Annotated in this window: 19 protein-coding genes and 1 riboswitch; of the genes, 15 read left to right on the top strand and 4 right to left on the bottom strand. The window is 66.0% G+C overall.

Annotation, left to right across the window (positions count from 1 at the left end):
- Positions 1-19: 19 nt before the first annotated feature.
- Positions 20-475, top strand: coding sequence for an SRPBCC family protein (locus BS38_RS0113760; protein WP_028271339.1), 456 nt, complete (start codon positions 20-22; stop codon positions 473-475).
- Positions 476-486: 11 nt separating this feature from the next.
- Here the strand turns inward: BS38_RS0113760 and BS38_RS0113755 are convergent, their stop codons facing one another.
- Positions 487-2,109, bottom strand: a complete 1,623-nt coding sequence (locus BS38_RS0113755) for an MFS transporter (protein ID WP_028271338.1) — start codon at positions 2,107-2,109, stop codon at positions 487-489.
- Between the two features lie 69 nt (positions 2,110-2,178).
- Between BS38_RS0113755 and BS38_RS0113750 the strand changes: the two genes are divergently transcribed.
- The 6 genes from BS38_RS0113750 to BS38_RS0113720 all read left to right on the top strand — a co-directional run bounded on the left by BS38_RS0113750 (position 2,179) and on the right by BS38_RS0113720 (position 10,967).
- On the top strand, positions 2,179-2,718 hold the full coding sequence (locus tag BS38_RS0113750) for a TetR/AcrR family transcriptional regulator (protein WP_028271337.1): 540 nt from the start codon (positions 2,179-2,181) through the stop codon (positions 2,716-2,718).
- Positions 2,719-2,864: 146 nt separating this feature from the next.
- Positions 2,865-2,963, top strand: a riboswitch (glycine riboswitch).
- Positions 2,964-3,167: 204 nt separating this feature from the next.
- Positions 3,168-6,020 (top strand): aminomethyl-transferring glycine dehydrogenase, encoded by a 2,853-nt coding sequence (gene gcvP, locus BS38_RS0113745; RefSeq protein WP_028271336.1) that lies wholly within the window; start codon positions 3,168-3,170, stop codon positions 6,018-6,020.
- 11 nt (positions 6,021-6,031) lie between these two features.
- A complete protein-coding gene (gene gcvT / locus BS38_RS0113740; RefSeq protein ID WP_028271335.1) occupies positions 6,032-7,180 on the top strand; it encodes a glycine cleavage system aminomethyltransferase GcvT in 1,149 nt (382 codons plus the stop codon).
- 473 nt (positions 7,181-7,653) lie between these two features.
- Positions 7,654-8,037 (top strand): glycine cleavage system protein GcvH, encoded by a 384-nt coding sequence (gcvH, locus tag BS38_RS0113730; protein WP_028271334.1) that lies wholly within the window; start codon positions 7,654-7,656, stop codon positions 8,035-8,037.
- On the top strand, positions 8,034-9,365 hold the full coding sequence (glyA, locus tag BS38_RS0113725; protein ID WP_028271333.1) for a serine hydroxymethyltransferase: 1,332 nt from the start codon (positions 8,034-8,036) through the stop codon (positions 9,363-9,365). Before gcvH ends, glyA begins: the two co-directional genes overlap by 4 nt.
- Positions 9,366-9,524: 159 nt before the next feature.
- Complete coding sequence (locus BS38_RS0113720) at positions 9,525-10,967, top strand: L-serine ammonia-lyase (RefSeq protein WP_028271332.1); 1,443 nt, start codon at positions 9,525-9,527, stop codon at positions 10,965-10,967.
- A 53-nt stretch (positions 10,968-11,020) separates the two neighbouring features.
- On the opposite strand, the gene BS38_RS0113715 is transcribed toward BS38_RS0113720, so the two are convergent.
- A complete protein-coding gene (locus BS38_RS0113715; RefSeq protein ID WP_028271331.1) occupies positions 11,021-11,578 on the bottom strand; it encodes a TspO/MBR family protein in 558 nt (185 codons plus the stop codon).
- A 77-nt stretch (positions 11,579-11,655) separates the two neighbouring features.
- Between BS38_RS0113715 and BS38_RS0113710 the strand changes: the two genes are divergently transcribed.
- The 3 genes from BS38_RS0113710 to BS38_RS0113700 all read left to right on the top strand — a co-directional run bounded on the left by BS38_RS0113710 (position 11,656) and on the right by BS38_RS0113700 (position 15,196).
- Entirely contained in the window at positions 11,656-12,477 is an 822-nt protein-coding gene (locus BS38_RS0113710) for a DNA/RNA non-specific endonuclease (protein WP_028271330.1), read from the top strand.
- A gap of 120 nt (positions 12,478-12,597) precedes the next feature.
- Positions 12,598-13,671: a lipid II:glycine glycyltransferase FemX gene (locus tag BS38_RS0113705; RefSeq protein ID WP_028271329.1), complete on the top strand. Its 1,074-nt coding sequence runs from the start codon at positions 12,598-12,600 to the stop codon at positions 13,669-13,671.
- Between the two features lie 28 nt (positions 13,672-13,699).
- Positions 13,700-15,196, top strand: a complete 1,497-nt coding sequence (locus tag BS38_RS0113700) for a threonine/serine ThrE exporter family protein (protein ID WP_028271328.1) — start codon at positions 13,700-13,702, stop codon at positions 15,194-15,196.
- Between the two features lie 85 nt (positions 15,197-15,281).
- On the opposite strand, the gene BS38_RS0113695 is transcribed toward BS38_RS0113700, so the two are convergent.
- Both BS38_RS0113695 and BS38_RS0113690 read right to left on the bottom strand, forming a co-directional pair.
- The gene (locus tag BS38_RS0113695) at positions 15,282-16,121 is read right to left on the bottom strand and encodes a siderophore-interacting protein (RefSeq protein ID WP_028271327.1); all 840 of its coding nucleotides are present in this window, start codon (positions 16,119-16,121) and stop codon (positions 15,282-15,284) included.
- A 15-nt stretch (positions 16,122-16,136) separates the two neighbouring features.
- A complete protein-coding gene (locus BS38_RS0113690; protein ID WP_028271326.1) occupies positions 16,137-16,904 on the bottom strand; it encodes a uracil-DNA glycosylase in 768 nt (255 codons plus the stop codon).
- 263 nt (positions 16,905-17,167) lie between these two features.
- Here BS38_RS0113690 and BS38_RS0113685 point away from each other — a divergent pair, with 263 nt between their 5' ends.
- The 5 genes from BS38_RS0113685 (at position 17,168) to groL (ending at position 21,740) form a co-directional block, all read left to right on the top strand.
- On the top strand, positions 17,168-17,455 hold the full coding sequence (locus BS38_RS0113685; RefSeq protein WP_051628911.1) for a DUF3263 domain-containing protein: 288 nt from the start codon (positions 17,168-17,170) through the stop codon (positions 17,453-17,455).
- A 48-nt stretch (positions 17,456-17,503) separates the two neighbouring features.
- Positions 17,504-18,154, top strand: coding sequence for a LytR C-terminal domain-containing protein (locus tag BS38_RS0113680; protein ID WP_028271324.1), 651 nt, complete (start codon positions 17,504-17,506; stop codon positions 18,152-18,154).
- 165 nt (positions 18,155-18,319) lie between these two features.
- Entirely contained in the window at positions 18,320-18,523 is a 204-nt protein-coding gene (locus BS38_RS0113675; protein ID WP_156037126.1) for a cold-shock protein, read from the top strand.
- Positions 18,523-19,818: an ABC transporter substrate-binding protein gene (locus BS38_RS0113670; protein WP_051628908.1), complete on the top strand. Its 1,296-nt coding sequence runs from the start codon at positions 18,523-18,525 to the stop codon at positions 19,816-19,818. Before BS38_RS0113675 ends, BS38_RS0113670 begins: the two co-directional genes overlap by 1 nt.
- Positions 19,819-20,111: 293 nt before the next feature.
- Positions 20,112-21,740, top strand: coding sequence for a chaperonin GroEL (gene groL / locus BS38_RS0113665; RefSeq protein WP_028271321.1), 1,629 nt, complete (start codon positions 20,112-20,114; stop codon positions 21,738-21,740).
- Positions 21,741-21,776 lie beyond the last annotated feature (36 nt).

The following is a 21,776-nucleotide window of genomic DNA, read 5'->3' as shown; positions in this document are numbered from 1 at the left end:
AGAAACGAAGGAGTACGCCATGGCAACCCCCATCACGCACGCAAGCTTCAGCCTCGAACGCAGGCTGAACGCCCCGCCGTCGCGCGTTTTCCACGCCTTTTCCGATTTTGCGAGCAAGAAAAAGTGGTTCGGCGGCCCGCCTGAATGGACCCAGGGCGAGTCCAGCCTCGATTTCCGCGAGGGCGGCAGGGAAACCGATGTCGGAGGTCCGCCCGGCGGTTTCGTGTCCACCATGAACGCGGTGTACCAGGACATCGTGGAGAACGAACGGATCGTCTTCACCTACGAAATGCTGCTCGACGGACGCCGCATGTCCGTTTCGCTCAGCACGGTGGAACTGGCGCCCGACGGCGACGGCACCCTGCTCACCTTGACGGAGCAGGGTGCCTACTTCACCGAAGAGGACCAGGCCGCGGGCCGGGAGGAAGGGTTCAGCGGCCTGCTGGACGCCCTCCAGGCCTTCGTCGAAGGCTGAAGCGGGCGGTGCTACGCCGCCTTCGGCACTCCGCGGAGTACGACGGCGACAAGGACTGCCGCCCCCGCCATCAGCACCAGCCCGATGGACGCCGTCACGTGGACGCCCGACTCAAAGGCAACCCGGGCGGCGGACGTCAGGGCGTCCGCCAGCGGCCCGGGGAGCGAATGCGCGAGCTCCATGGACCCGGCGAGGGTCTCCCGGGCGTGGGCAATCCCCTCGGCCGCACCTCCGGGGCTGGAAGCAGCGAGTCCCTCCGGCAGGACCAGGTTCCGCTGGTACGACGCGGTCAGGATCGAGCCGAGCACGGCCGTGCCCAGCAGCGAGCCAATCTCGTAGCCGGTCTCTGAGATAGCGGCAGCCGCTCCTGACTTCTCCGGTGGCACGGACCCCAGGATCATGTCGTTGGAAATCGTCTCGGCTGCCCCCACGCCCAGGGCCAGGACCAGGAGCGCACCCAGCAAGAGGGCCGGCCCGCCCGAATGGTCCCCGAACGCCACCATGAAATAGCCGGTGGCGCTCAGGGAAAGGCCGCCGGCCACCACAAAGCCGGGCCGGACTTTCCGCACCAGCGGCACCACCAGCAGGCCGGCAACCACCGTGGCAACCAGTGCGGGGATCATGGCGATCCCGGCCTCCGTGGGCCGCTGGCCCTCCAGCAGCTGGAGGTGCTGGGCCAGGAACAGGATGAAGCCGTTGAACGAAAACAGGGCCAGCACGTTGGCGGTGATGGCCGTGCTGAAAATCCTGTTTCCGAAGAGGCTAATGTCCAGCAGCGGGCTGGTCAGCCTCTTCTGGCGCCGGACAAAGGCATATCCGATCACGAGTCCACCGCCGATGGCCGCGGCCGACGCGGCGCCGAAACCTTCCGTAGCCAATGACTTGATGCCGTAGACCAGCGGAACCATGGTCAGCAGCGAGAGGACGATGCTGGCACCATCCACCGATCCGGGCCGGGGATCCCTGGACTCGGGAATGAGGACGGGGCCGAGGACCAGGATGGGCAGCATGATGGGCACTGCCACCAACAGGATCGCTCCCCACCAGTACTGCTCCACGAGCCAGCCGCCGAAGATCGGTCCCAGTGCGGCGCCGCCGGAGAACCCTGCCGCCCAGATGGCGATCGCCAGCCGGCGCCGGTTTGCGTCCGGGAAGATGTTGCGGATCAGGGACAGGGTGGAAGGCATGAGCATCGCCCCGAAGAAGCCCAGTGCCGCGCGGCCGGCGATCAACATTTCCGCGCTCGGGGCGAATGCAGTGGCAGCGGACACCGCGGCAAAGCCGGTGCTGCCGATCAGCAGGAGCCGGCGGCGGCCGATCCTGTCACCGAAACTCCCCATGGCAACCAGTAGTCCGGCCAGGACCAGCGGGTAGGCATCAACAATCCACAGCAGTTGAACGCCGGTGGGTTCCAGGCTGCGGGCGATGGCAGGCAACGCAAATGTCAGCGCGGTGTTGTCCACGGCAACCAGCAGCACCGGGAACATCAGTAGCGCCAGGGCCAGCCAGTCGCGGCCCCGGTTCGTAGCGGCCGGCCGGCCGCCGGCAGCGGCAGGAGCGGCGGCAGGGTGCCGGGCCGGGCCGGCTGTGAGGTGACGGGTTGCCGGCGTCGAGGTTGAGGATGAGTTTCCCATGCCAATAACTGTACCGTCTGGACGGTATAGTTAAGAAATGAGCCCGGAGCACCGGGCATGATAGGAACCATGGCCAGAAAACCCGTCGCACGCGAAGCCGTGCTCGACGCCTTTGAATCCCTTCTGATCGAAGTGGGCGAGCGCGCCGCCACGCTGGATGCCGTCGCCAGGCGCGCCGGCGTGTCCAAGGGGGGACTGCTGTACCACTTCCCGAACAAGGAAGCCATGATTTCGGCCCTGCTCGAGCGCATGGACGTGCTGGTCGCGCGGGATCTGGACACCATGGCGAAGGCTCCGGAAGGAGCGGCGGCCTACTTCATCAGGTCCTCGCTCTGGGCGGACACTCCGTTGGACCGGGTCTTTGTGGCTGCCACGCGGCTCGCCGAAGTGGCGCACGAGGAGACGCTGCACCGTTTCGCGGCTGTCCAGGGGAGCTGGCTGGAGCTGCTGGCCGGTGACGTCGGCCCGGCCATGGCAAAGGCCGTGCTGTACATGGGTGACGGACTCTATTTCAATGCCATGCTGGCCAGCGGTCCCGGTGCCGCCCCGCCGGAAATGAGTGGCGACGTCGACAGCCTGCTGGCCGCCGTCGAGCGGCTCCGCGGCTGACCGCCGTGCCTGCCGAGGCCGCTGGCGGCCCGCTTCGCAACTCAGGCCGTAACGCGGCGGCGGGCGCGATGCGGAGTTTGCAGACTGGACTCCTACGTAGGACAATTGCAGCTGTGACTGTTGTCACCGCTAACTAAATATGCCTTTGATCTGCGGCGGGAGAGTTCTGCAAGTAGGTACAAGCAGGCGCCGTAGGAGCAAATCCTCCCCAGGAATCTCTCAGGCCCACGTACCGCCGCGGCGAGGCAACTCTGGAAAGCAGCAGGCTGTCCGTTGTGCCCCAACATTTGTTGGAGTCAACAACGCCGGACACGCCCTGCTCACCGACGGTGCAAGCTGAGCCATGCGAAAGCACGGCAATGCGGAAACTCTCAGGTCCAATACAGAGCGGGGAGGAACCCGGACCACTGCGGCGTACCCTGCGCCGCCATTAGTAATGGAGTTCCTTCGTGACGGTTAGTTCAGCCTCCACCACCTTCGTCGATCGGCACATTGGCGCCCGCCGCCAAGCCGACATCGACACCATGCTCAAGTCTGTCGGCTACGACACCGTTGACTCACTGGTAGACACCGCGGTTCCCAACGACATCCGCCAGGATGTTGCCCTCCGCCTGCAGGACGCCCTCAGCGAGGTTGAAGTCCTCGGCGAGCTGCGCAAGCTGGCTGCCAAGAACAAGACGGCCGTGCAGATGATCGGCCAGGGCTACTACGACACCGTGACCCCGCCGGTGATCCGCCGCAACGTCCTGGAATCCCCGGCCTGGTACACCGCCTACACCCCGTACCAGCCGGAAATCTCCCAGGGCCGCCTCGAGGCGCTCCTGAACTTCCAGACCATGGTTCAGGACCTCGTGGGGCTGCCCATCGCCAACGCCTCCCTGCTGGACGAAGCCACCGCTGTGGCCGAAGCCGTGCTGATGATGCGCCGCGCCAACAAGAACAAGACCGCCCACGACGGCAAGACCGTCCTCGACGCCGATGTGCTGCCCCAGACCATCGCCATCGTCAAGGGCCGCGCCGAGGCACTCGGCTTCGAGGTTGAGGTCGCGGACCTGTCCCTGGGCCTTCCCGACGGCGTCATCAACGGCATCGTGCTGCAGCAGCCGGGCGTTTCCGGCCGCGTGTTCGACCACTCCGCCGTCATCGCCGCCGCCAAAGAGCGCGGCGCCCTGGTCACCGTTGCGGCCGACCTGCTCTCCCTGACCCTGATCACGCCTCCGGGCGAGCAGGGTGCGGACATCGCAGTCGGCTCCACGCAGCGCCTGGGTGTGCCGCTGTTCTTCGGCGGCCCGCACGCTGCCTACATGGCTGTGCAGAAGGGCCTCGAACGCTCCATGCCCGGCCGCCTGGTGGGTGTGTCCAAGGACAACGCCGGCACCCCGGCCTACCGCCTGGCACTGCAGACCCGCGAGCAGCACATCCGCCGCGAAAAGGCGACGTCCAACATCTGCACCGCGCAGGCACTGCTGGCCATCGTCTCCTCGATGTACGCCGTCTACCACGGCCCCGACGGACTGAAGGCCATCGCCGAGACCGTCCACAACAGCGCCCGCACCCTGGCAGCATCCCTGAAGGCCGCCGGCCTTGAGGTCCTGCACGGCAGCTTCTTTGACACCATCACCGTCCGTGTTCCGGGCAAGGCCGTTGAAATCATTGCCGCGGCGGAGGCCAAGGGTATCAACCTGCGCGGCATCGACGCCGACACCGTGGGCATCTCCACTGACGAAACCACGACGCCGGAAATTGTCGCCGCTGTGGCTGCCGTCTTCGGTGCCGAGGTTGCCGGCGATGCGGCAGGATTTGCCCTCGAGGCCGCCGTCGAGCGCACCTCGGACTACTTGCAGCACCCGGTGTTCAACACCCACCGCTCCGAAACCCAGCTGCTGCGCTACATCCGCAAGCTCTCGGACCGCGACCTCGCGCTGGACCGCACCATGATCCCGCTCGGTTCCTGCACCATGAAGCTGAACGCCACCGCCGAGATGGAAGCCATCTCCTGGCCGGAGTTCGCCTCCATCCACCCCTTCGCCCCGGATTCCCAGACCGAGGGCTGGCGTGAACTGATCGATGGCCTGGAAGCGGACCTCGCCGAGATCACCGGCTACGACCAGGTCTCCATCCAGCCGAACGCCGGCTCGCAGGGCGAACTCGCGGGCCTGCTCGCGATCCGCGGCTACCACCTGTCCCGCGGTGACGACCAGCGCAACGTCTGCCTGATCCCGGCCTCGGCCCACGGCACCAACGCCGCGTCGGCCGTCCTGGCCGGCATGAAGGTTGTTGTCGTGGCCACCGCTGCCGACGGCACGATCGATCACGCCGACTTCCAGGCGAAGATCGAAACCCACAAGGACGTCCTGTCCGCGATCATGATCACCTACCCGTCCACCCACGGCGTATACGACGCCGACGTGCGCGAGATCTGCGACTCGGTGCACGCCGCCGGCGGCCAGGTCTACGTTGACGGCGCCAACCTGAACGCGCTCGTGGGCCTGGCCCAGCCCGGCAAGTTCGGCGGAGACGTGTCCCACCTGAACCTGCACAAGACCTTCTGCATCCCGCACGGCGGCGGCGGCCCGGGCGTCGGCCCGGTTGCAGCGAAGGCACACCTGGCACCGTTTATGCCGGGCGACGCCAACAAGGCAGCGCACGAAGACGGGCACGGCGTTGCGATCTCCGCTTCGCGCTTCGGCTCCGCCGGTGTGCTGCCGATCTCCTGGGCCTACGTGAAGCTGATGGGCGGCGCAGGCCTGACCGAAGCCACCAAGTCGGCCCTGCTGGCGGCAAACTACATTGCCTCCCGCCTCAACGAGTTCTTCCCGGTGCTGTACACCGGCGAAGGCGGACTCGTGGCGCACGAGTGCATCCTGGACCTGCGTGAACTGACGGCCAGGACCGGCGTCACCGCTGAAGACGTGGCCAAACGCCTCATCGACTTCGGCTTCCACGCCCCCACCCTGGCGTTCCCGGTTGCCGGCACGCTCATGGTGGAGCCCACCGAGTCCGAGGACCTCGTGGAGATCGACCGCTTCATCGACGCGATGATCACCATCCGCCAGGAAATCGACCAGGTGGCCAACGGCGATTTCACCGTGGAGAACTCCCCGCTGCGCAACGCACCGCACACCGCGGCCGCCGTCGTTTCTTCCGACTGGAACCGCGAGTACCCGCGCGAGCAGGCCGCCTTCCCGGTCCACCACCTCAAGCAGGACAAGTACTTCCCGCCCGTGGGCCGCATCGACGGCGCAGCAGGGGACCGCAACCTGATCTGCTCCTGCCCGCCCATCGAAGACTTCGAAAACTAAGGATTCCCCCGATGACTGAGAACTACACCGCGCTCTACGAAGAGCACAAGAAACTGGGCGCATCCTTCACCGACTTCGGTGGCTGGCAGATGCCCCTGAAATACTCCTCCGAGCTGGCCGAACACCACGCCGTCCGCAACGCCGCCGGCCTGTTCGACCTCTCCCACATGGGCGAAGTCTGGGTCACCGGCCCGGACGCCGCAGCGTTCCTGGACTACGCCCTGGTCGGAAAGATCTCCGCCATGTCCGTGGGCAAGGCCAAGTACTCGCTGATCTGCCAGGAAGACGGCGGCATCATCGACGACCTGATCACGTACCGTCGCCCCGCGGCTGAAGATGGCACCGACAAGTTCCTGGTAGTGCCCAACGCCGGCAACGCCGTGGTGGTTGCCGCAGCACTGGCGGAACGGGCAGCGAACTTCGACGTCGTCGTTCAGGACGCGTCCGCCGCGACCTCGCTGGTCGCCGTCCAGGGTCCCAAGGCCGAAGCCATCCTGCTTCGCCTGGTCCCCGCGGCACAGCACGAGCTGGTCACCGGCCTGAAGTACTACGCGGCCGTGGAAGTTCCCTTCATGGTGGCCGGCAGCAGCAAGGACCTCCTGCTGGCCCGCACCGGGTACACCGGTGAAGACGGCTTCGAAATCTTCGTGGACAACGATGACGCCGCCGCCCTGTGGCAGGCCATCGAAGCCGTCGCCGAGGAAGGCGAACTGGTTCCCGCCGGACTGGCGTGCCGCGACTCGCTGCGCCTCGAAGCCGGCATGCCGCTCTACGGCAACGAGCTCTCCCGCGAAGGCAACCCCTACGCAGCAGGCCTCGGCCCGGTTGTCTCGCTCGCCAAGGAAAGCGACTTCGTGGGCCGTGCCGCACTGGAAGCACTCAAGGCGGGCGGTGCCGGCTCCACGAGCGGGCGCAGGCTCGTGGGCCTCAAGGGCCTTGGCCGGCGTGCCGGCCGCGGCCACTACCCGGTCCTCAAGGACGGCAACGTGGTTGGCGAAGTGACCTCCGGCCAGCCGAGCCCCACCCTTGGTTACCCTGTGGCGCTTGCCTATGTCGACGTCGAGCACTCCGAGGTGGGCACCGCCCTGGACATCGACCTGCGCGGCAAGGCAGAGCCGTTCGAAGTTGTCGCACTGCCTTTCTACAAGCGCCAAAAGTAACCCTAGGCTGGCTCCCGGGTCCCGGTGCCGCTCCTGGCTCCGTTTGGCCCGTCGGGGCTGACATCCTCCGCGTGCTCGGTCGCGTAGACGCCCGCTGGGCGGACGTGACGCTCCCTTGGACGCACGCTTCCGGATGCCAGCCCCGAGGGGCCGGAAGCTCTCTTCTGCGGAACCGACACACCCGGACCCGCAACGGGTTCCGGCGCCTTCGCAAGCCAAAGGTGCTGGGGGATGTGCCGCCTGGCAAGCTCGATCATTGGGGGTTGAGCTTGCCGAAACCCGGGCAGCCTGCTTGGTGCTGAACCACTGTTTTATCTTTCAATGCCGTTGGTTCCCCACCGGAACTGACGGCCGGAGACGGCGGGTGAGCGGATTCCGGAAGCGTGCGTCAGAGCGACAAGGAGCAGCACGCGGAGGAATTCGGTCACCCGCCTCCCCACCCGACCACACAAGTAACGAGATTAAGGAACACCATGGCAAAAGTAGCCGCTGAACTGCAGTACTCCGACGAGCACGAGTGGGTTGCCCGCGAGGCCGGCAACCTTGTGTCCATCGGCATTTCCGCCGTGGCCACGGACGCCCTCGGCGACATCGTCTACGTTGACCTGCCCGAGGTCGGCTCCACCGTGACCGCAGGGGAGACCTGCGGCGAGGTCGAGTCCACCAAGTCCGTCTCTGACCTGTACTCCCCGGTCACCGGCGAGGTCACGGAAACCAACTCCGCCGTCGTCGACGACCCCGCACTGATCAACAGCGATCCGTACGGTGCCGGCTGGCTCTTCAAGGTGGCCGCAGACTCCGACGGCCCGCTGCTTTCCGCTGAGGAATACGCTGCCAAGAACGGCGGCGAGCTGTGAGCGGCGCAACGGCCGCTGCAGGCACTGTCGCGTTCGAGCAGGTAGTCTCCCCGTCCCTGGACGCGGACCTGTCCGCCCTGGACCCGGAGATCGCGGCGAAGATCGACGACGAGCTGGGCCGCCAGCGCACCGGCCTGGAAATGATCGCCTCGGAGAATCACACCGCGAAGGCCGTCATGCAGGCGCAAGGTTCGGTCCTTACCAACAAGTACGCAGAGGGCTACCCCGGCAAGCGCTACTACGGCGGCTGCGAGCACGTTGACGTCGTCGAACAGCTGGCCATCGACCGGGTGAAGGCCCTGTTCGGTGCCGAGTACGCGAACGTGCAGCCGCACTCCGGTGCGCAGGCCAACGCCTCGGTGATGCACGCGCTGATCAAGCCGGGGGACACCATCATGGGCCTGAACCTGGCCCACGGCGGTCACCTGACCCACGGCATGCGGATCAACTTCTCCGGCCGCCTGTACAACGTCATCCCGTACCAGGTCCGCGAAGAGGACCACCGGATCGACATGGCCGAGGTGGAGCGCCTGGCCCAGGAGCACAAGCCGCAGCTGATCGTCGCCGGCTGGTCCGCCTACGCCCGGCAGCTGGACTTTGCCGAGTTCCGCCGGATCGCCGACTCCGTGGGCGCCTACCTGATGGTGGACATGGCGCACTTCGCCGGGCTCGTCGCCGCCGGACTGCACCCGTCACCGGTGCCCCACGCCCACGTGGTCACCTCCACCACGCACAAGACCCTCGCCGGTCCGCGCGGCGGCATCATCCTCTCCAACGACGCCGACATCGCCAAGAAGATCAACTCGGCAGTGTTCCCCGGCCAGCAGGGCGGCCCGCTGGAGCACGTCATTGCCGGCAAAGCCGTGGCCTTCAAGATCGCCGCGTCCCCGGAGTTCAAGGAACGCCAGGAACGCGTCCTGGCCGGTGCCCGGATCCTCGCCGACCGCCTGGTCCAGCCGGACGTCACCGCCAAGGGGATTAACGTGATCTCCGGCGGCACCGACGTCCACCTGGTCCTGGTGGACCTGCGCAACTGCGAACTCGACGGCCAGCAGGCGGAGGACCGCCTCGCGGAAATCGACATCACCGTGAACCGCAACGCCGTGCCGTTCGACCCGAGGCCGCCGATGGTCACCTCGGGACTGCGCATCGGCACCCCGGCCCTCGCGACCCGTGGTTTCGGCGAAGCAGCCTTCGCCGAGGTGGCGGACATCATCGCCGAGGCGCTGATTGCCGACGCCGGCGCGGACCTTTCCGGCCTGCGCTCACGGGTGGAGGCCCTCGCCGCCGCCCACCCGCTCTACCCCTCGGTTGCCAACCTCGCCTAGAGGCCGTATTACAGAAGTAGAGATCACGACGCCGGGCGGCCGCCATAAGCTGCCGCCCGTCGTCGTGTATCCGGCAGTGCGCCGCCGACCGGTTGGTGCGCTGCCTTCCGGCAGGACCATCTGCCGGACCACAGTTAGACCTAGTGAGGAACCCCGGCCATGGCTGTTGGTGTGTTTGATCTTTTTTCCATCGGGATTGGGCCGTCGAGTTCGCATACGGTGGGTCCGATGCGTGCTGCGGCGGTGTTCGCCGAGGAGCTTCGGTCCTCCGGTGACCTGGCGAGGGTGGCGGGGTTGCGGGTGGATTTGTATGGCTCGCTCGCCGCGACCGGGCACGGTCATGGGACGATGACGGCGATCCTGCTGGGGTTGGAGGGTTTCCATCCGGAGAAGATCCTGCCGGCGGAGGTGGAGGAGCGGCTGGCGGCGATCGCGGAGTCCGGGAAGCTGCAGCTGGCCGGTGCTGTTGATGGTGGCGGGGTGGCCCTGGAGTACGGGGTGAAGGATATGGTGCTGCGGCCGTTGACGGTCCTGCCGCGGCATACGAACGGGATGACGTTTACGGTCACGGATGCTGCCGGTGAGGTGCTGCATGCGGCGACGTTCTTCTCGGTGGGCGGCGGGTTCATTGTCCGTGAGGGCGAGGAGGACGCGGCGCAGCAGGAGCTGGAGGAGTCGAAGAAGGAGCTGCCGTTGCCGTTCCGTACGGCGGCGGAGTTGCTGGGCCGGTGCCAGTCCAAGGGTTTGTCCATCGGGGAGATCATGTTCGTGAACGAGCGGGCGTCCCGGTCCGAGGAGGAGATCCGGGCGGGGCTGCTGCACATTTACTCCGTGATGGAGGAGTGCGTGGCGGTGTCCCTGAAGCGTGAAGGCCTGCTGCCGGGCGGTTTGAAGGTCCGGCGCCGGGCTCCGGACTGGCACGAACGCCTCCTGAAGGAGACCCGTGACCAGGATGCGGGCCGGCAGGATCCGGAGTACCGGGATCCGAAGTACTGGCAGGAATGGGTGAACCTGATCGCGCTGGCGGTGAATGAGGAGAACGCTTCGGGCGGGCGGGTGGTCACGGCCCCGACGAACGGTGCGGCCGGGATCATTCCGGCGGTGTTGTATTACGCGCTGCATTTCGCGCCGGGGATGGATCAGGCGACGCAGGCGGACCGGGATGATGTGGTGGTGAAGTTCCTGCTGGCCGCGGGTGCGGTGGGGGTGTTGTACAAGGAGCAGGCCTCGATTTCGGGGGCGGAGGTGGGTTGCCAGGGTGAGGTGGGTTCGGCGTCTTCGATGGCCGCTGCCGGTTTGGCGGAGGTGATGGGCGGGACGCCCCAGCAGGTGGAGAACGCGGCGGAGATCGCGATGGAGCACAATCTGGGGCTGACGTGTGATCCGATCGGCGGTTTGGTGCAGATTCCGTGTATTGAGCGGAACGCGATCGCGGCCGCGAAGGCGATCAACGCCGCGAAGATGGCGCTCTGGGGTGACGGGACGCACCGGGTGTCCCTGGACGAGGTGATCGTGACCATGCGCGAGACCGGCAAGGACATGTCCTCCAAATACAAGGAAACCGCGATGGGCGGCCTCGCCGTCAACGTCGTCGAATGCTGAAGCCGTAGTCCGTTGCCCGTAGTCCGTGGCCCGTCGGTCGAGCCCGCCGGGACCTAATTGTGCAGGGCAGCCCACCAGTTCAGGCTCGTGGCGAAAACCAGCCAGGAGATATACGGCAATAGCAGTAAGCCTGCGGTCCGGCTGATGGGGCCGAAGTACAGGACCGTCACTGTGACAGCGATGACCAGGGCGATGATAATGACGAGCCCCAGCCAGAGTGCCGCCGTGCCCATCACCGGATAGAGGCTGAAGAACACCGGCGTCCACGACAGATTGAGCCCCAGCTGGACCCCGTAAGCCGCCAAGGCGGGTCCGGTGCGTTGGGCGCGGCGCCGCCAGACGAGCCAGGCGGCAACGGCCATGGCGGTGTAGAGCAGCGTCCAGACGGGGCCAAACAACCAATTGGGCGGTGACCACGGCGCCTTGTCAGCTGTGGCATACCAGCCGTCAACGTTGTTCAGGGTGGCAAAGGCGCCCAACCAGGCGACCAGGGCGGAAGCACCAAGGAAGACGGCCAGCCCCAGCAGTTGCGCCCGGGCGCTCCGGCGCTCGGCGACGGCGGCGGTCCCGCCGTCGGGGGCTGCTGTGGGCTGTTCGTGAGGTGCCTGCATGCTCCAACCCTTGCCAGTCCGGCATTCCTAGTCAAGCCGGTCTATTCACCCGCAGGGAGCAGTGCCACTATGGAGCTATGACTGGGGGATACGACCGGGACTTTTTGCGGGCACGCCTTGAGCTGCCCAGTCCGCCGGCAGCAACGCTTTTGCTTGACTACATTCATTTTTCCGTCCGGCTGCGCCCGTCACGCAAGCTGGCCGCCGTCGTCGGCGTGAACATCCACGGACGCGAACTGGTGCCGCTGGCCCGCGAAGGAACCTGGCATTTCGATCCCAGGGTCCCGAAGGAACAGCAGGCGGGCCCGGAGGTGTACAAGAACAACGCCTTCGACCGGGGGCATCTGGTCCGGCGGCTGGATCCGGTGTGGGGCGATCCCGAAACGGCCAAGGCCGCCAACCAGGACACTTTTGCCTTCACCAATGCCGCGCCCCAGGTTGATGACTTCAACCAGGGCAAGGAACTCTGGGTGGGGCTGGAGAACCACGTCCTTGACCACGCGGACCTCCACGACGCCAAACTGAGCGTGTTCACGGGGCCGGTCCTCGCCGACGACGACCTGCCGTACCGGGGCGTCCAGATACCGCAGAAGTTCTGGAAGGTCGCAGCCTGGACCACGGACGGAAAGCTCGCGGCCGCAGGATTCGTGCTGGACCAGTCCCCGCTGCTGGGGAAGGTGGACCTCAAAAAGGCTATCCGTGAACGGCTCCTTGCCGATGAACCGCCGCCGCTGGGCCCTTTCCGCACTTTCCAGGTCCCGATTGCCCAAATCGCCGAAATGACCGGGCTGAGCCTGTCCCGGCTGGAAAATGCGGACCGGCTGGTCAAAAGCCAGCGCTCCCTCGGCAAGGAACCCCTGGCCGTGCGCCTCGAGTCCCTGGACCAGATCCGGCTCTGAGCGCCAATGCCGCGACGCCGGTGACCGGTCAGCGTCCTCCTAGGCAGGGCCGATAGACTTGTGGCTTGCATGCCCGGCATGCGACCGAAGCACAGACCGCAAAGATTGGACACCGCGCACTTGCGAGAATTTACTGCCCGCTTTGCCTCCGCCGAGGAGGTCGCCAACTGGGACAACCACGTCACTGCGAACCCGAACGGCGGAAACCTGCTTCAGTCCGAGGCCTTCGCCGAAGTCAAACAACACTTTGGCTGGAAGCCCCTCCACCTGGTCTACGAAACTGCGGACTACACGAGTTATAACCTGGTGCTGGAGAAGTCCTTTCCGGTCCTGGGCAAGCTCTGGTACCTCATCAAGGGACCGGATGTCGCAGCAGTCGAGGATATTCCGGGCATTGCCGCAGCGAACGCCGAATTCGTGAAACGCGCACGGCTGGGCGTCTTTGCCATCAAGATCGAGCCGGACATCATCCTTTCCGAGGACGCACAGCAGGTGATTGAGGGCGCAGGACTGGTCAAGACGCACAACCTGCAGCCCAACGACTCCACCGCCCTGCTGGACATCGCACCGGAGGAAAACCAGCTGCTGCGGAACCTGCACTCCAGGGGACGCAACGCCGTGCGGCGGGCAATCCGCGAGGGAGTGGAAGTCCACAACGTGGAGCCCACGGAGGAGAACTTCCGGGCCATGTATGCGCTGATGACCACCACGGTGGAAGCGAAGTCGCAGGTCAGGGTCCGCGAGTATGAGTATTACCGGCAGTTCTGGACCAACTTCATCAACCGCGGCCAGGGCCGGCTCCTGTTTGTCTACGAAAACGGGGTGCCCTCTGTGGGCGCCTTTGTGATCAACTACGGCCGCAAGGGGACGTACAAGGACGGCGGCTCACTCCAGAAGCGCAGCCAGTACGGTGACTCCCATCTGGTGCAGTGGACTGCCATTAGCCAGGTCAAGGAACTCGGCTGCACGGAGTACGACTTCTGCGGCACCCCGCCGAGCGACAAACTCAAGGACACCTCCAACCCCTTCCACGGGCTGGGGCTGTTCAAGACCAGTTTCAGCAAGACAGTCACCGACTTCGTGGGCTGCTATGACCAGGTTCTCAGCCCGCTGAAATACAAAGCCTGGATGGCCGCCGGCGAACGCGTGGCCCGCCAGCTGTACACACGGCGAACCGGCCAGCAGTTCTACTAAACCTTGTGAAGCCCCAGAGGAGGCCGCAATGACCAAAGCACCCGACGGTCGCCGCAGGCCGCCCACGGCGGCCCTGCCCCCGACCCAACCACTCACCGCCTCCCAGGTGCGGCAGAACGCTGCCGCCAAGCGAATGCTCCGCAGGCTGGTGCAGGGTGAAAACCCGCCCACCGCCCCCATGAGCATCGTGGACAGGCTCGCGGGAAGTCCGTACGCCAACCCCATGATCCAGGTAGGGGGAGTGGACACCTCCGCCCGCAAGACCATTGACTTCGCGCTCCACCTTGCCGAGTCGATGTTCCGCTACGGCGCCGGCGCCCTTGAAGTGGAAACCAGCATCATCGCCGTCACTGCCGCCCTGGGCCTGAAGCACATCGAAGTGGACATCACCAACCAGTCGGTGGCCATCAACTACGCACCGAAGGACCAGACCCCCATTTCGCTGCTCCGGGTGGTGCGGTCGTGGACCAACAACTACGCGGGCCTGGCCCAGGTGCACCAGCTGGTCACGGATATCGTGGCAGGCGGCGTCGGCCGTGACGAGGCAGTCCGCCGGCTGGATGAAATCATCCGCAGCTCCAAGCCGTTTCCGCGCTGGATGGTCACCGTTGCTTTCGCGGTGTTCGCTGCGGTCTTCGTCGGTGTGCTGGGCGGCGGACCGGGCGCTTCGGCCGTGGCGTTCGGCTCGAATATCCTGGTGAGCCTGCTCGCCCGGCAGCTGGGCCGCTGGCGGGTTCCGGACTTCTTCACCACGGCGTCATGCGCGTTCCTGGTCACGTTCATCGCCCTGCTGCTATGGCGATTCGGCAGCCCGGTGGGAATCCAGATTGCGCCCGCGATCGTGGTGGTAGGCGGAATCCTGCTGCTCCTGCCCACCGGCCGCCTCGTTTCGTCCGTACAGGACGCCATCAACGGCTTCCCCGTCACGGCGGCGGGCCGGTTCCTCTCCACCATGCTGACCTTCGGCGCCTTGGTGTCCGGCATCTCCGTCGCTTTTGTGCTCGGCTCGAAAATGGGGATGGAGGAAATCGACGTCACGGAAACATTCCCGCCTGCGTATCCGTTGTGGGCGCTCATCATCCTCGTGGCAATAGCCGTCGTCGCCATCGGCATCACCGAACAGACCGCCTGGAAGCTGCTCCTGCCCACCGCGGCGGTGGGCGTGGTGGGCCATCTTGTGCTGCTCGGCGCGGACCTGATCGGCATGGGGGCCAGGTTTTCCCCGGCCGTGGCCGCGGTGGTAATCGGCCTTTTGGCCAGAGTGGTCGCCTTGAAGATGGGCGCGCCACAGCTGGTGGTGGCCGTCCCCGCTGCCCTCATCCTCTTGCCGGGCCTGACTATATTCCGGTCCATGTATGTTTTGACCATTGAAGAGTCACAGATTCTGATGGGCGCCGGGGGCATGCTGAACGCCGGGGCGATTGTGCTGGGAGTGGCGGCCGGAATCGTCCTCGGCGACACCTTGGCCCGTCCGCTCACGCGGAGCCTGGCCAGCAACGAACGCCGCCGCGCCCGGCGCCGCTAACCGGGGAAGGCTTTCCCGGAACCGGCCGGCTGGCTCCGGCCGGCTAGATCTGACCGGCTAGATCTGGCCGGCTAGATCTGGCCGGCTAGATCTGGCCGATGGGGAGCTTCTTTTCGGCCTGGAAGTCGTCCTCGACACGTCCGGCGGCCCAGTAGCCCGAGAGCGATACCTGCGCCCGTTCGAGGCCGCGCTCACGGAAGAAGACTTCGCGGAGGGACTTCATGTAGCCCCGCTCGCCGTGGGCGAAGACCTGTACCGTGCCCTCCGGCCACTCGGCCTCGCGCACGGCGCTGACCAGGAGACCGCTGGCGCCTGCAGGGGTGCCGTTGCGCGGCAGCCACTCGATCCGCAGGCCGGCCGGGGCCGTGATGGGCTGGATCTCGGCGTTGCTGTCCACTTCCAGGAACGCGAGTCCCCGGGCCTGGGGCGGAAGCGACTCAATGGCGGCGGCGATGGCTGGAAGGGCCGCCTCGTCACCGACGAATAGGTGCCAGTCGGCCGCCGGGTCCGGGTTGTAGCCACCCCCCGGTCCGGTGAGTACCAGGCTGTCGCCGGGACGGGCATTGGCAGCCCAGGGGCCGGCCAGGCCTTCGTCACCGTGGATCACGAAGTCGATGGCCAGTTCACGGGCCGCCTCGTCCACCCAACGAACCGTGTAAGTCCGCGTGTGCGGCCATTGTTCGCGGGGCATGGACTCACGGATGGCCCACAGGTCCAGAGGGAGCGGGTATTCAACGCCCGGCTGCGGGAAGGCGATTTTCACGTAACGGTCGACGTAATCGTTGTTCACATAGCTCGAAAAGCCTTCGCCGCCGGCCACGATCCGCACCATGTGCGGCGAGAGTTCTTCGCGCCGGAGGACCGTAAGGTTCGTCTGGGGGCGCGATTTTCGGCTGGCTGACGTGGCGGCGGGGAGGGAAGTCATGGAAGTAAGCCTAGGCTAAGAGACCGGCGGGAGCTCCCAGTCGACGGGCTCCGCGCCCTGCGAACGGAGCAGTTCGTTGGCCTTGCTGAAGGGGCGGGACCCGAAGAATCCGCGCGCTGCCGACAACGGGCTGGGGTGGGCGCTGGCAAGCACCGGAGCGTCTCCCAGCAGGGGACGGACGCCCCCTGCATCCTTGCCCCACAGCACAGCCACGAGGGGCGCCGGGCTGCCATCAGGAGTGCGGCGCCCGGCAACGGCGGCGATTGCCGCCGTCGTAATCGGTTCCCAGCCCTTGCCCCGGTGGGATCCGGCCGCTCCCGCACGGACTGTCAGGACACGGTTCAGGAGCAGGACGCCCTGATCCGCCCAGCGGGTGAGGTCCCCATGGACGCGGGCGGGAAGATTGAGGTCGGATTCAAGTTCCTTGTAGATATTCGCAAGGCTCCGCGGAATGGGCCGCGTGTGCCCCTCCACTGCGAAGGACAGCCCGATGGGGTGCCCTGGGGTCGGGTACGGATCCTGGCCCACGATGAGGACCTTGACGCCGGCCAGGGGCTGTTGGAAGGCGCGCAGCACGTTCGACGGCGACGGCAGCACCTGGTGCCCGTCGGCCACTTCCGTAGCAAGGTACTCCAGGACGCTGCGCAGCCCGGCTTCGACCGGCGCCAGCGCCGCCGCCCAGTCCGGGGCCATCAGCCGGTCCAGCGGCATCTGAACCATCTCCGCGAAAGCCAAAGCCTCCACGGCAGGCTCCAGCTCGAACAAAGCTTCAGAATCAAACACGAGTCCATTCTCGCAGTGCTGGACTCCAAGAGGCTGGCGGGCCACATTTGCGTAGGCTCCGTTGTTGCGTGAGGAACGAGCGCAGGAGCCGGTGAATGGAGCCTGTCAGCCTCTCCACCCCCGCGTCACAGTGCGTAAATGACAGGCGTGTTATTCGCCCGTACCATGGAAAGAGACTTTGACCGGATCAAGTGAAGGAGTTTGCCGTGGCCGAACCTGTGCACGACGACGTCTCACTTGCGGCTGCCGGCAGCCAGGGCGCGGTGGCGAACGGCTTGGTGCCCGCTCCGCAGCAGGGCTCCGGGCTGAGTGAGCGGGACCAGCAAATGCTGGCCCTCGAGCGGCAGTGGTGGAAGTACGCAGGGGCCAAAGAACAGGCCATTCGTGAGCTGTTCGACCTCTCGGCCACCCACTACTACCAGATCCTCAACACGCTGATTGATACCGAGGACGCCCTGGCCCACGACCCCATGCTCGTGAAGAGATTGCGTAGACTACGTACGTCACGCCAACGGGCACGCACGGCGCGCCGTTTGGGCTCTGACGCCTAACAGTCGGGGCTGGGCAATCAGCAAAACCACCAAGGACATCGTTTTACCATGACCAAATACGCTCGGGATGAATTCGACAGGGTCCCGGAGGCCTCTTCACGACAGGGTGTCCACCGGGTCGCCGCCGATGCCCCCCGGCGCCGGCTGGGACCCATCCTGGCGGTCGGCGTTGTGGCGCTCGCCATCGGCCTGGTTGCCTTCCTTTTCCTGCCCAAGCTGGGGTTCGTTCCCACCGGCACCCCGCTGCTGGCGGCAGGGTCCGCCCAGCAAAGCCCCTCCGCCTCACCGTCCGCCGAGGCCACCCAGGGCGCCGGATCCCCGAGTGCTGCGCCCAGCGCAGAGCCAAGTGCGACGCCCTCTACCACTGAAGCGCTCGCGAACAGCGGCACTCCCTCCGCTGAACCCTCCGCCAACGCGCAGGCTGTTGACAAGACCCAGGCCGTGGCCGTCTACAACGGGACCACCACGGCCGGCCTGGCCGGCCGCGTAAGCGCCACCGTGGCCGGGGACGGATGGGCTTTGGGCCCGGTGGGCAACTGGGGCGGAATGCCGCAGCAGTCGTCGGTGATCTACTACAGCGGGGCTGGGCAAAAAGCGAACGCCGAAGCGCTCGGCGAGCTCCTGAACATCACCTCGCTGGTGGACTCCGCCGAGTTCCAGATACCCGTGGTCGTGGTCCTCGGGCCCGGTTTCCAGTAGGGAATTTCGGTTACGCCTGAATAACTATTAGGGGCTCGCAGGACAGGGTCCTGCCTCCGGCAAACGGCAGTGGCTAAAGTGATTCCGGACGCCGCATTTGGATGCGGACCGTACCGATGGCGCACAGTGACGTGGGCCGAACAGAAGCAACCGAAAGTGGGCACCATGGCATTGGGAACCGTCAAATGGTTCAACGCCGAAAAAGGCTACGGCTTCATCACTGTCGACGACTCCGGAGACGATGTCTTCGTCCACTGGTCGGCCATCGAGGGTGAGGGCTACCGTGCCCTGGATGAAGGGCAGCGGGTGCAGTTCGAAGTCGGCGAAGGTGAGAAGGGTCCCCAGGCAGAGAACGTCCGGCCGGCCTGATGCTGTTCGCGGCAGTGCACGGCCCAGGCGCTCCTGCCCGCTCCGCCCGGGTGCGGCCACGGTTGTTGTCGGCGGCGGTCCTTGGCGCAGCCACGGCGCTGGTCCTGGCCGGCTGCTCCGGCCAGAGCGGCAACGTGCGGGTTGATTCGGTCGACGCCAATGGCGACGGCACACTGCGCATAGGCATCATCCTGGACAACACCGGAAAACAATCCTTCCTGAACGCCTCCCAGCTTGCCGCCGCAAAACTCGCGGTCCAGGAGATTAACGCCGCGGGCGGCCACAAGGGGCGGCCGGTGGAGCTCCTGCCCGAGAAAATCAGCGAAGACACCGCGTCACAGGCCAAGGAACTCGTGGCGGCCAAGGCTGACGTGGTCATCGGTCCCACTGACTCGAGCCGCGCCCCGGGGGCAATAGATGTCCTGTCGCGGGCCAAAGTGGCCATCATTTCTCCGGCGAACGCCGCGCACGGCCTCACACGGTATAAGAGTGGCGGGTACTACTTCCGCACGTCGGCAGCCGACGTGGCCCAGGCGCCAGTGCTGGTCAAGCTGGCCAAGGACAGCGGCGCCCGGACCGTAGCGGTCCTTCACGAGGACAGCCTGTACGGCAAGGACGTCTCTGTGGCCGTGGCCGCCGCGGCCAAGGCAGCAGGCGTAGGCACGGTGGCCGAGGCCGGATTCACAGCCGGCCAGGCACAGCAGGCGGCCGCAGCCGCGAAGGCCGCCGGCCCGGACGCCGTCATTGTCGTTGCCCGCGCCGGCGCCCAGGGCGCCATAGCGGAACTCAACAACGCGGGCCTGGCGGGCAGCAAGCTGATCCTCAGTGACGGCGCCGTCAACCAGTACGGCTCCGCGCTGGGATCCAAGGCCCTTGAGGGTGCCCGCGGAATTCTGCCGGGCGTCTTCCCCTCGGCCCATTTCCAGGGCGAACTGGTGGCGGTTGATCCCGGCCTTAAGGACATGACGTTCGCCGCGGAAACGTACGACGCCGTTAACCTGGCCGCCATCGCGGCCGTCGCGGCGCAGGACGACGCCGGCTCCTCCATCGCTGCCAAGCTGACCGCAGTCTCCGGACCGCAAGGCGCGGGCACGGCTGAACCGTGCAGGAGCTACAAGGACTGTGCCGACGCCCTCAAGGCCGGTAAGCCTGCGGATTACGACGGCGAGTCAGGGCAGATCGGCTTCGATTCCACCGGGGACGTCACCAGCGCCAACTACATGGTGTTCACCTATGCCGCAGATAACAGGGCCAGGATGAGCGGAAGCGAAACCGCCGCCCGTGCCGGCGGCTGATCGCTCCTAGCGTAGCCGGGGCTGCGGCAGGGCCTTTCCGCGCAATGCCTGCTTGCACTCTCCCCGGGGGAGTGCTAATTATTGACTTAGCACTCCCACGGACTGACTGCTAATTCCACGCCCGGTTCCGGCCGGCCGCGGAGAGCGGGAAGGACAAGGAGCGAAAGAAATACCTTGCTGGGGTGAGATCCCATCCGTGCGGCATACAGAGGCCGCCGGTGAAGGGTCGTCCGTCGCGGGCACCGCAGTGAAGGTTCATTCTTAACGACTGTCCCGAAAGGACTACTGCCGTTATGGCCAAGATCATTGCATTTGATGAAGAGGCACGCCGCGGTCTTGAGCGGGGCCTGAACATCCTCGCCGACGCCGTCAAGGTCACCCTCGGCCCGCGTGGACGCAACGTCGTCCTCGAAAAGAAGTGGGGCGCCCCCACGATCACCAACGATGGTGTGTCCATCGCCAAGGAGATCGAGCTGGACGATCCTTACGAAAAGATCGGCGCCGAGCTGGTCAAGGAAGTTGCCAAGAAGACGGATGACGTCGCTGGCGACGGCACCACCACGGCCACCGTGCTCGCACAGGCACTGGTCAAGGAAGGCCTGCGCAACGTCGCAGCCGGCGCTGACCCGCTGTCCCTGAAGCGCGGCATCGAGAAGGCTGTTGAAGCCGTCACCACCGAGCTGCTCGCTTCCGCCAAGGAAATCGAAACCAAGGAAGAGATCGCCGCCACGGCGTCCATCTCTGCCGGTGACGACGAAATCGGCGCGCTGATCGCTGAAGCACTGGACAAGGTCGGCAAGGAAGGTGTTATCACCGTCGAGGAGTCCAACACCTTCGGCCTCGAGCTTGAGCTCACCGAGGGCATGCGCTTCGACAAGGGCTACATCTCCGCTTACTTCGTCACCGACGCTGAGCGTCAGGAAACGGTCCTCGAGGATCCGTACATCCTGATCGTCAACTCCAAGATCTCCAACGTCAAGGAACTGGTTGCTGTCCTCGAAAAGGTCATGCAGTCCTCCAAGCCGCTGCTGATCATTGCCGAAGACATCGAGGGCGAGGCCCTGGCCACCCTGATCGTCAACAAGATCCGTGGCACCTTCAAGTCCGTCGCCGTCAAGGCTCCGGGCTTCGGCGACCGCCGCAAGGCGCAGCTCGCGGACATCGCCATCCTCACCGGTGGCCAGGTCATCTCCGAGGAAGTCGGCCTCAAGCTTGAGACCGCCGGCCTCGAACTCCTGGGCAAGGCACGCAAGGTTGTTGTCACCAAGGACGAGACCACCATCGTCGAAGGTGCCGGCGACGCCGACCAGATCGCCGGCCGCGTTTCCCAGATCCGCGCCGAGATCGAGAACTCCGATTCGGACTACGACCGCGAGAAGCTGCAGGAACGCCTGGCCAAGCTGGCCGGCGGCGTTGCAGTCATCAAGGCCGGTGCCGCAACCGAAGTTGAGCTCAAGGAACGCAAGCACCGCATTGAGGACGCTGTCCGCAACGCGAAGGCTGCCGTTGAAGAAGGCATCGTTGCCGGTGGTGGCGTTGCCCTCATCCAGGCCGGCGCCAAGGCATTCGCCAACCTGCAGCTCGAAGGCGACGAAGCAACGGGCGCCAACATCGTCCGCGTTGCCATCGACGCACCGCTGAAGCAGATCGCGTTCAACGCCGGCCTCGAGCCGGGCGTTGTTGTCGACAAGGTCCGCGGCCTGCCCGCCGGTCACGGTCTGAACGCCGCCACCGGACAGTACGTTGACCTGCTGGCTGCCGGCATCAACGACCCCGTCAAGGTAACGCGCTCTGCCCTGCAGAACGCTGCGTCCATCGCGGGTCTCTTCCTCACCACCGAGGCCGTTGTGGCCGACAAGCCGGAGAAGAACGCTCCGGCCATGGGTGGCGGCGACGAGATGGGCGGCATGGGCGGTTTCTAACCTGCCCAACCGCGCAAAGCGCACCTGAGTGCGGCC

Origin of the sequence: Arthrobacter sp. UNC362MFTsu5.1 (assembly GCF_000685965.1) — a bacterium.
GTDB lineage: Bacteria > Actinomycetota > Actinomycetes > Actinomycetales > Micrococcaceae > Arthrobacter.
The sequence above is the reverse complement of the archived record's forward strand: the minus strand, read 5'-3'. Positions and strand labels throughout refer to the sequence as shown.

Bases quoted from the DNA above. Each gene is read 5' to 3' on its own strand.
- BS38_RS0113760 (WP_028271339.1), top strand. From the start codon at position 20: ATGGCAACCCCCATCACGCACGCAAGCTTCAGCCTCGAACGCAGGCTG.
- BS38_RS0113755 (WP_028271338.1), bottom strand. From the start codon at position 2,109: ATGGGAAACTCATCCTCAACCTCGACGCCGGCAACCCGTCACCTCACA.
- BS38_RS0113750 (WP_028271337.1), top strand. From the start codon at position 2,179: ATGGCCAGAAAACCCGTCGCACGCGAAGCCGTGCTCGACGCCTTTGAA.
- gcvT (WP_028271335.1), top strand. From the start codon at position 6,032: ATGACTGAGAACTACACCGCGCTCTACGAAGAGCACAAGAAACTGGGC.
- gcvH (WP_028271334.1), top strand. From the start codon at position 7,654: ATGGCAAAAGTAGCCGCTGAACTGCAGTACTCCGACGAGCACGAGTGG.
- BS38_RS0113720 (WP_028271332.1), top strand. From the start codon at position 9,525: ATGGCTGTTGGTGTGTTTGATCTTTTTTCCATCGGGATTGGGCCGTCG.
- BS38_RS0113715 (WP_028271331.1), bottom strand. From the start codon at position 11,578: ATGCAGGCACCTCACGAACAGCCCACAGCAGCCCCCGACGGCGGGACC.
- BS38_RS0113710 (WP_028271330.1), top strand. From the start codon at position 11,656: ATGACTGGGGGATACGACCGGGACTTTTTGCGGGCACGCCTTGAGCTG.
- BS38_RS0113700 (WP_028271328.1), top strand. From the start codon at position 13,700: ATGACCAAAGCACCCGACGGTCGCCGCAGGCCGCCCACGGCGGCCCTG.
- BS38_RS0113695 (WP_028271327.1), bottom strand. From the start codon at position 16,121: ATGACTTCCCTCCCCGCCGCCACGTCAGCCAGCCGAAAATCGCGCCCC.
- BS38_RS0113680 (WP_028271324.1), top strand. From the start codon at position 17,504: ATGACCAAATACGCTCGGGATGAATTCGACAGGGTCCCGGAGGCCTCT.
- BS38_RS0113675 (WP_156037126.1), top strand. From the start codon at position 18,320: ATGGCATTGGGAACCGTCAAATGGTTCAACGCCGAAAAAGGCTACGGC.
- BS38_RS0113670 (WP_051628908.1), top strand. From the start codon at position 18,523: ATGCTGTTCGCGGCAGTGCACGGCCCAGGCGCTCCTGCCCGCTCCGCC.
- groL (WP_028271321.1), top strand. From the start codon at position 20,112: ATGGCCAAGATCATTGCATTTGATGAAGAGGCACGCCGCGGTCTTGAG.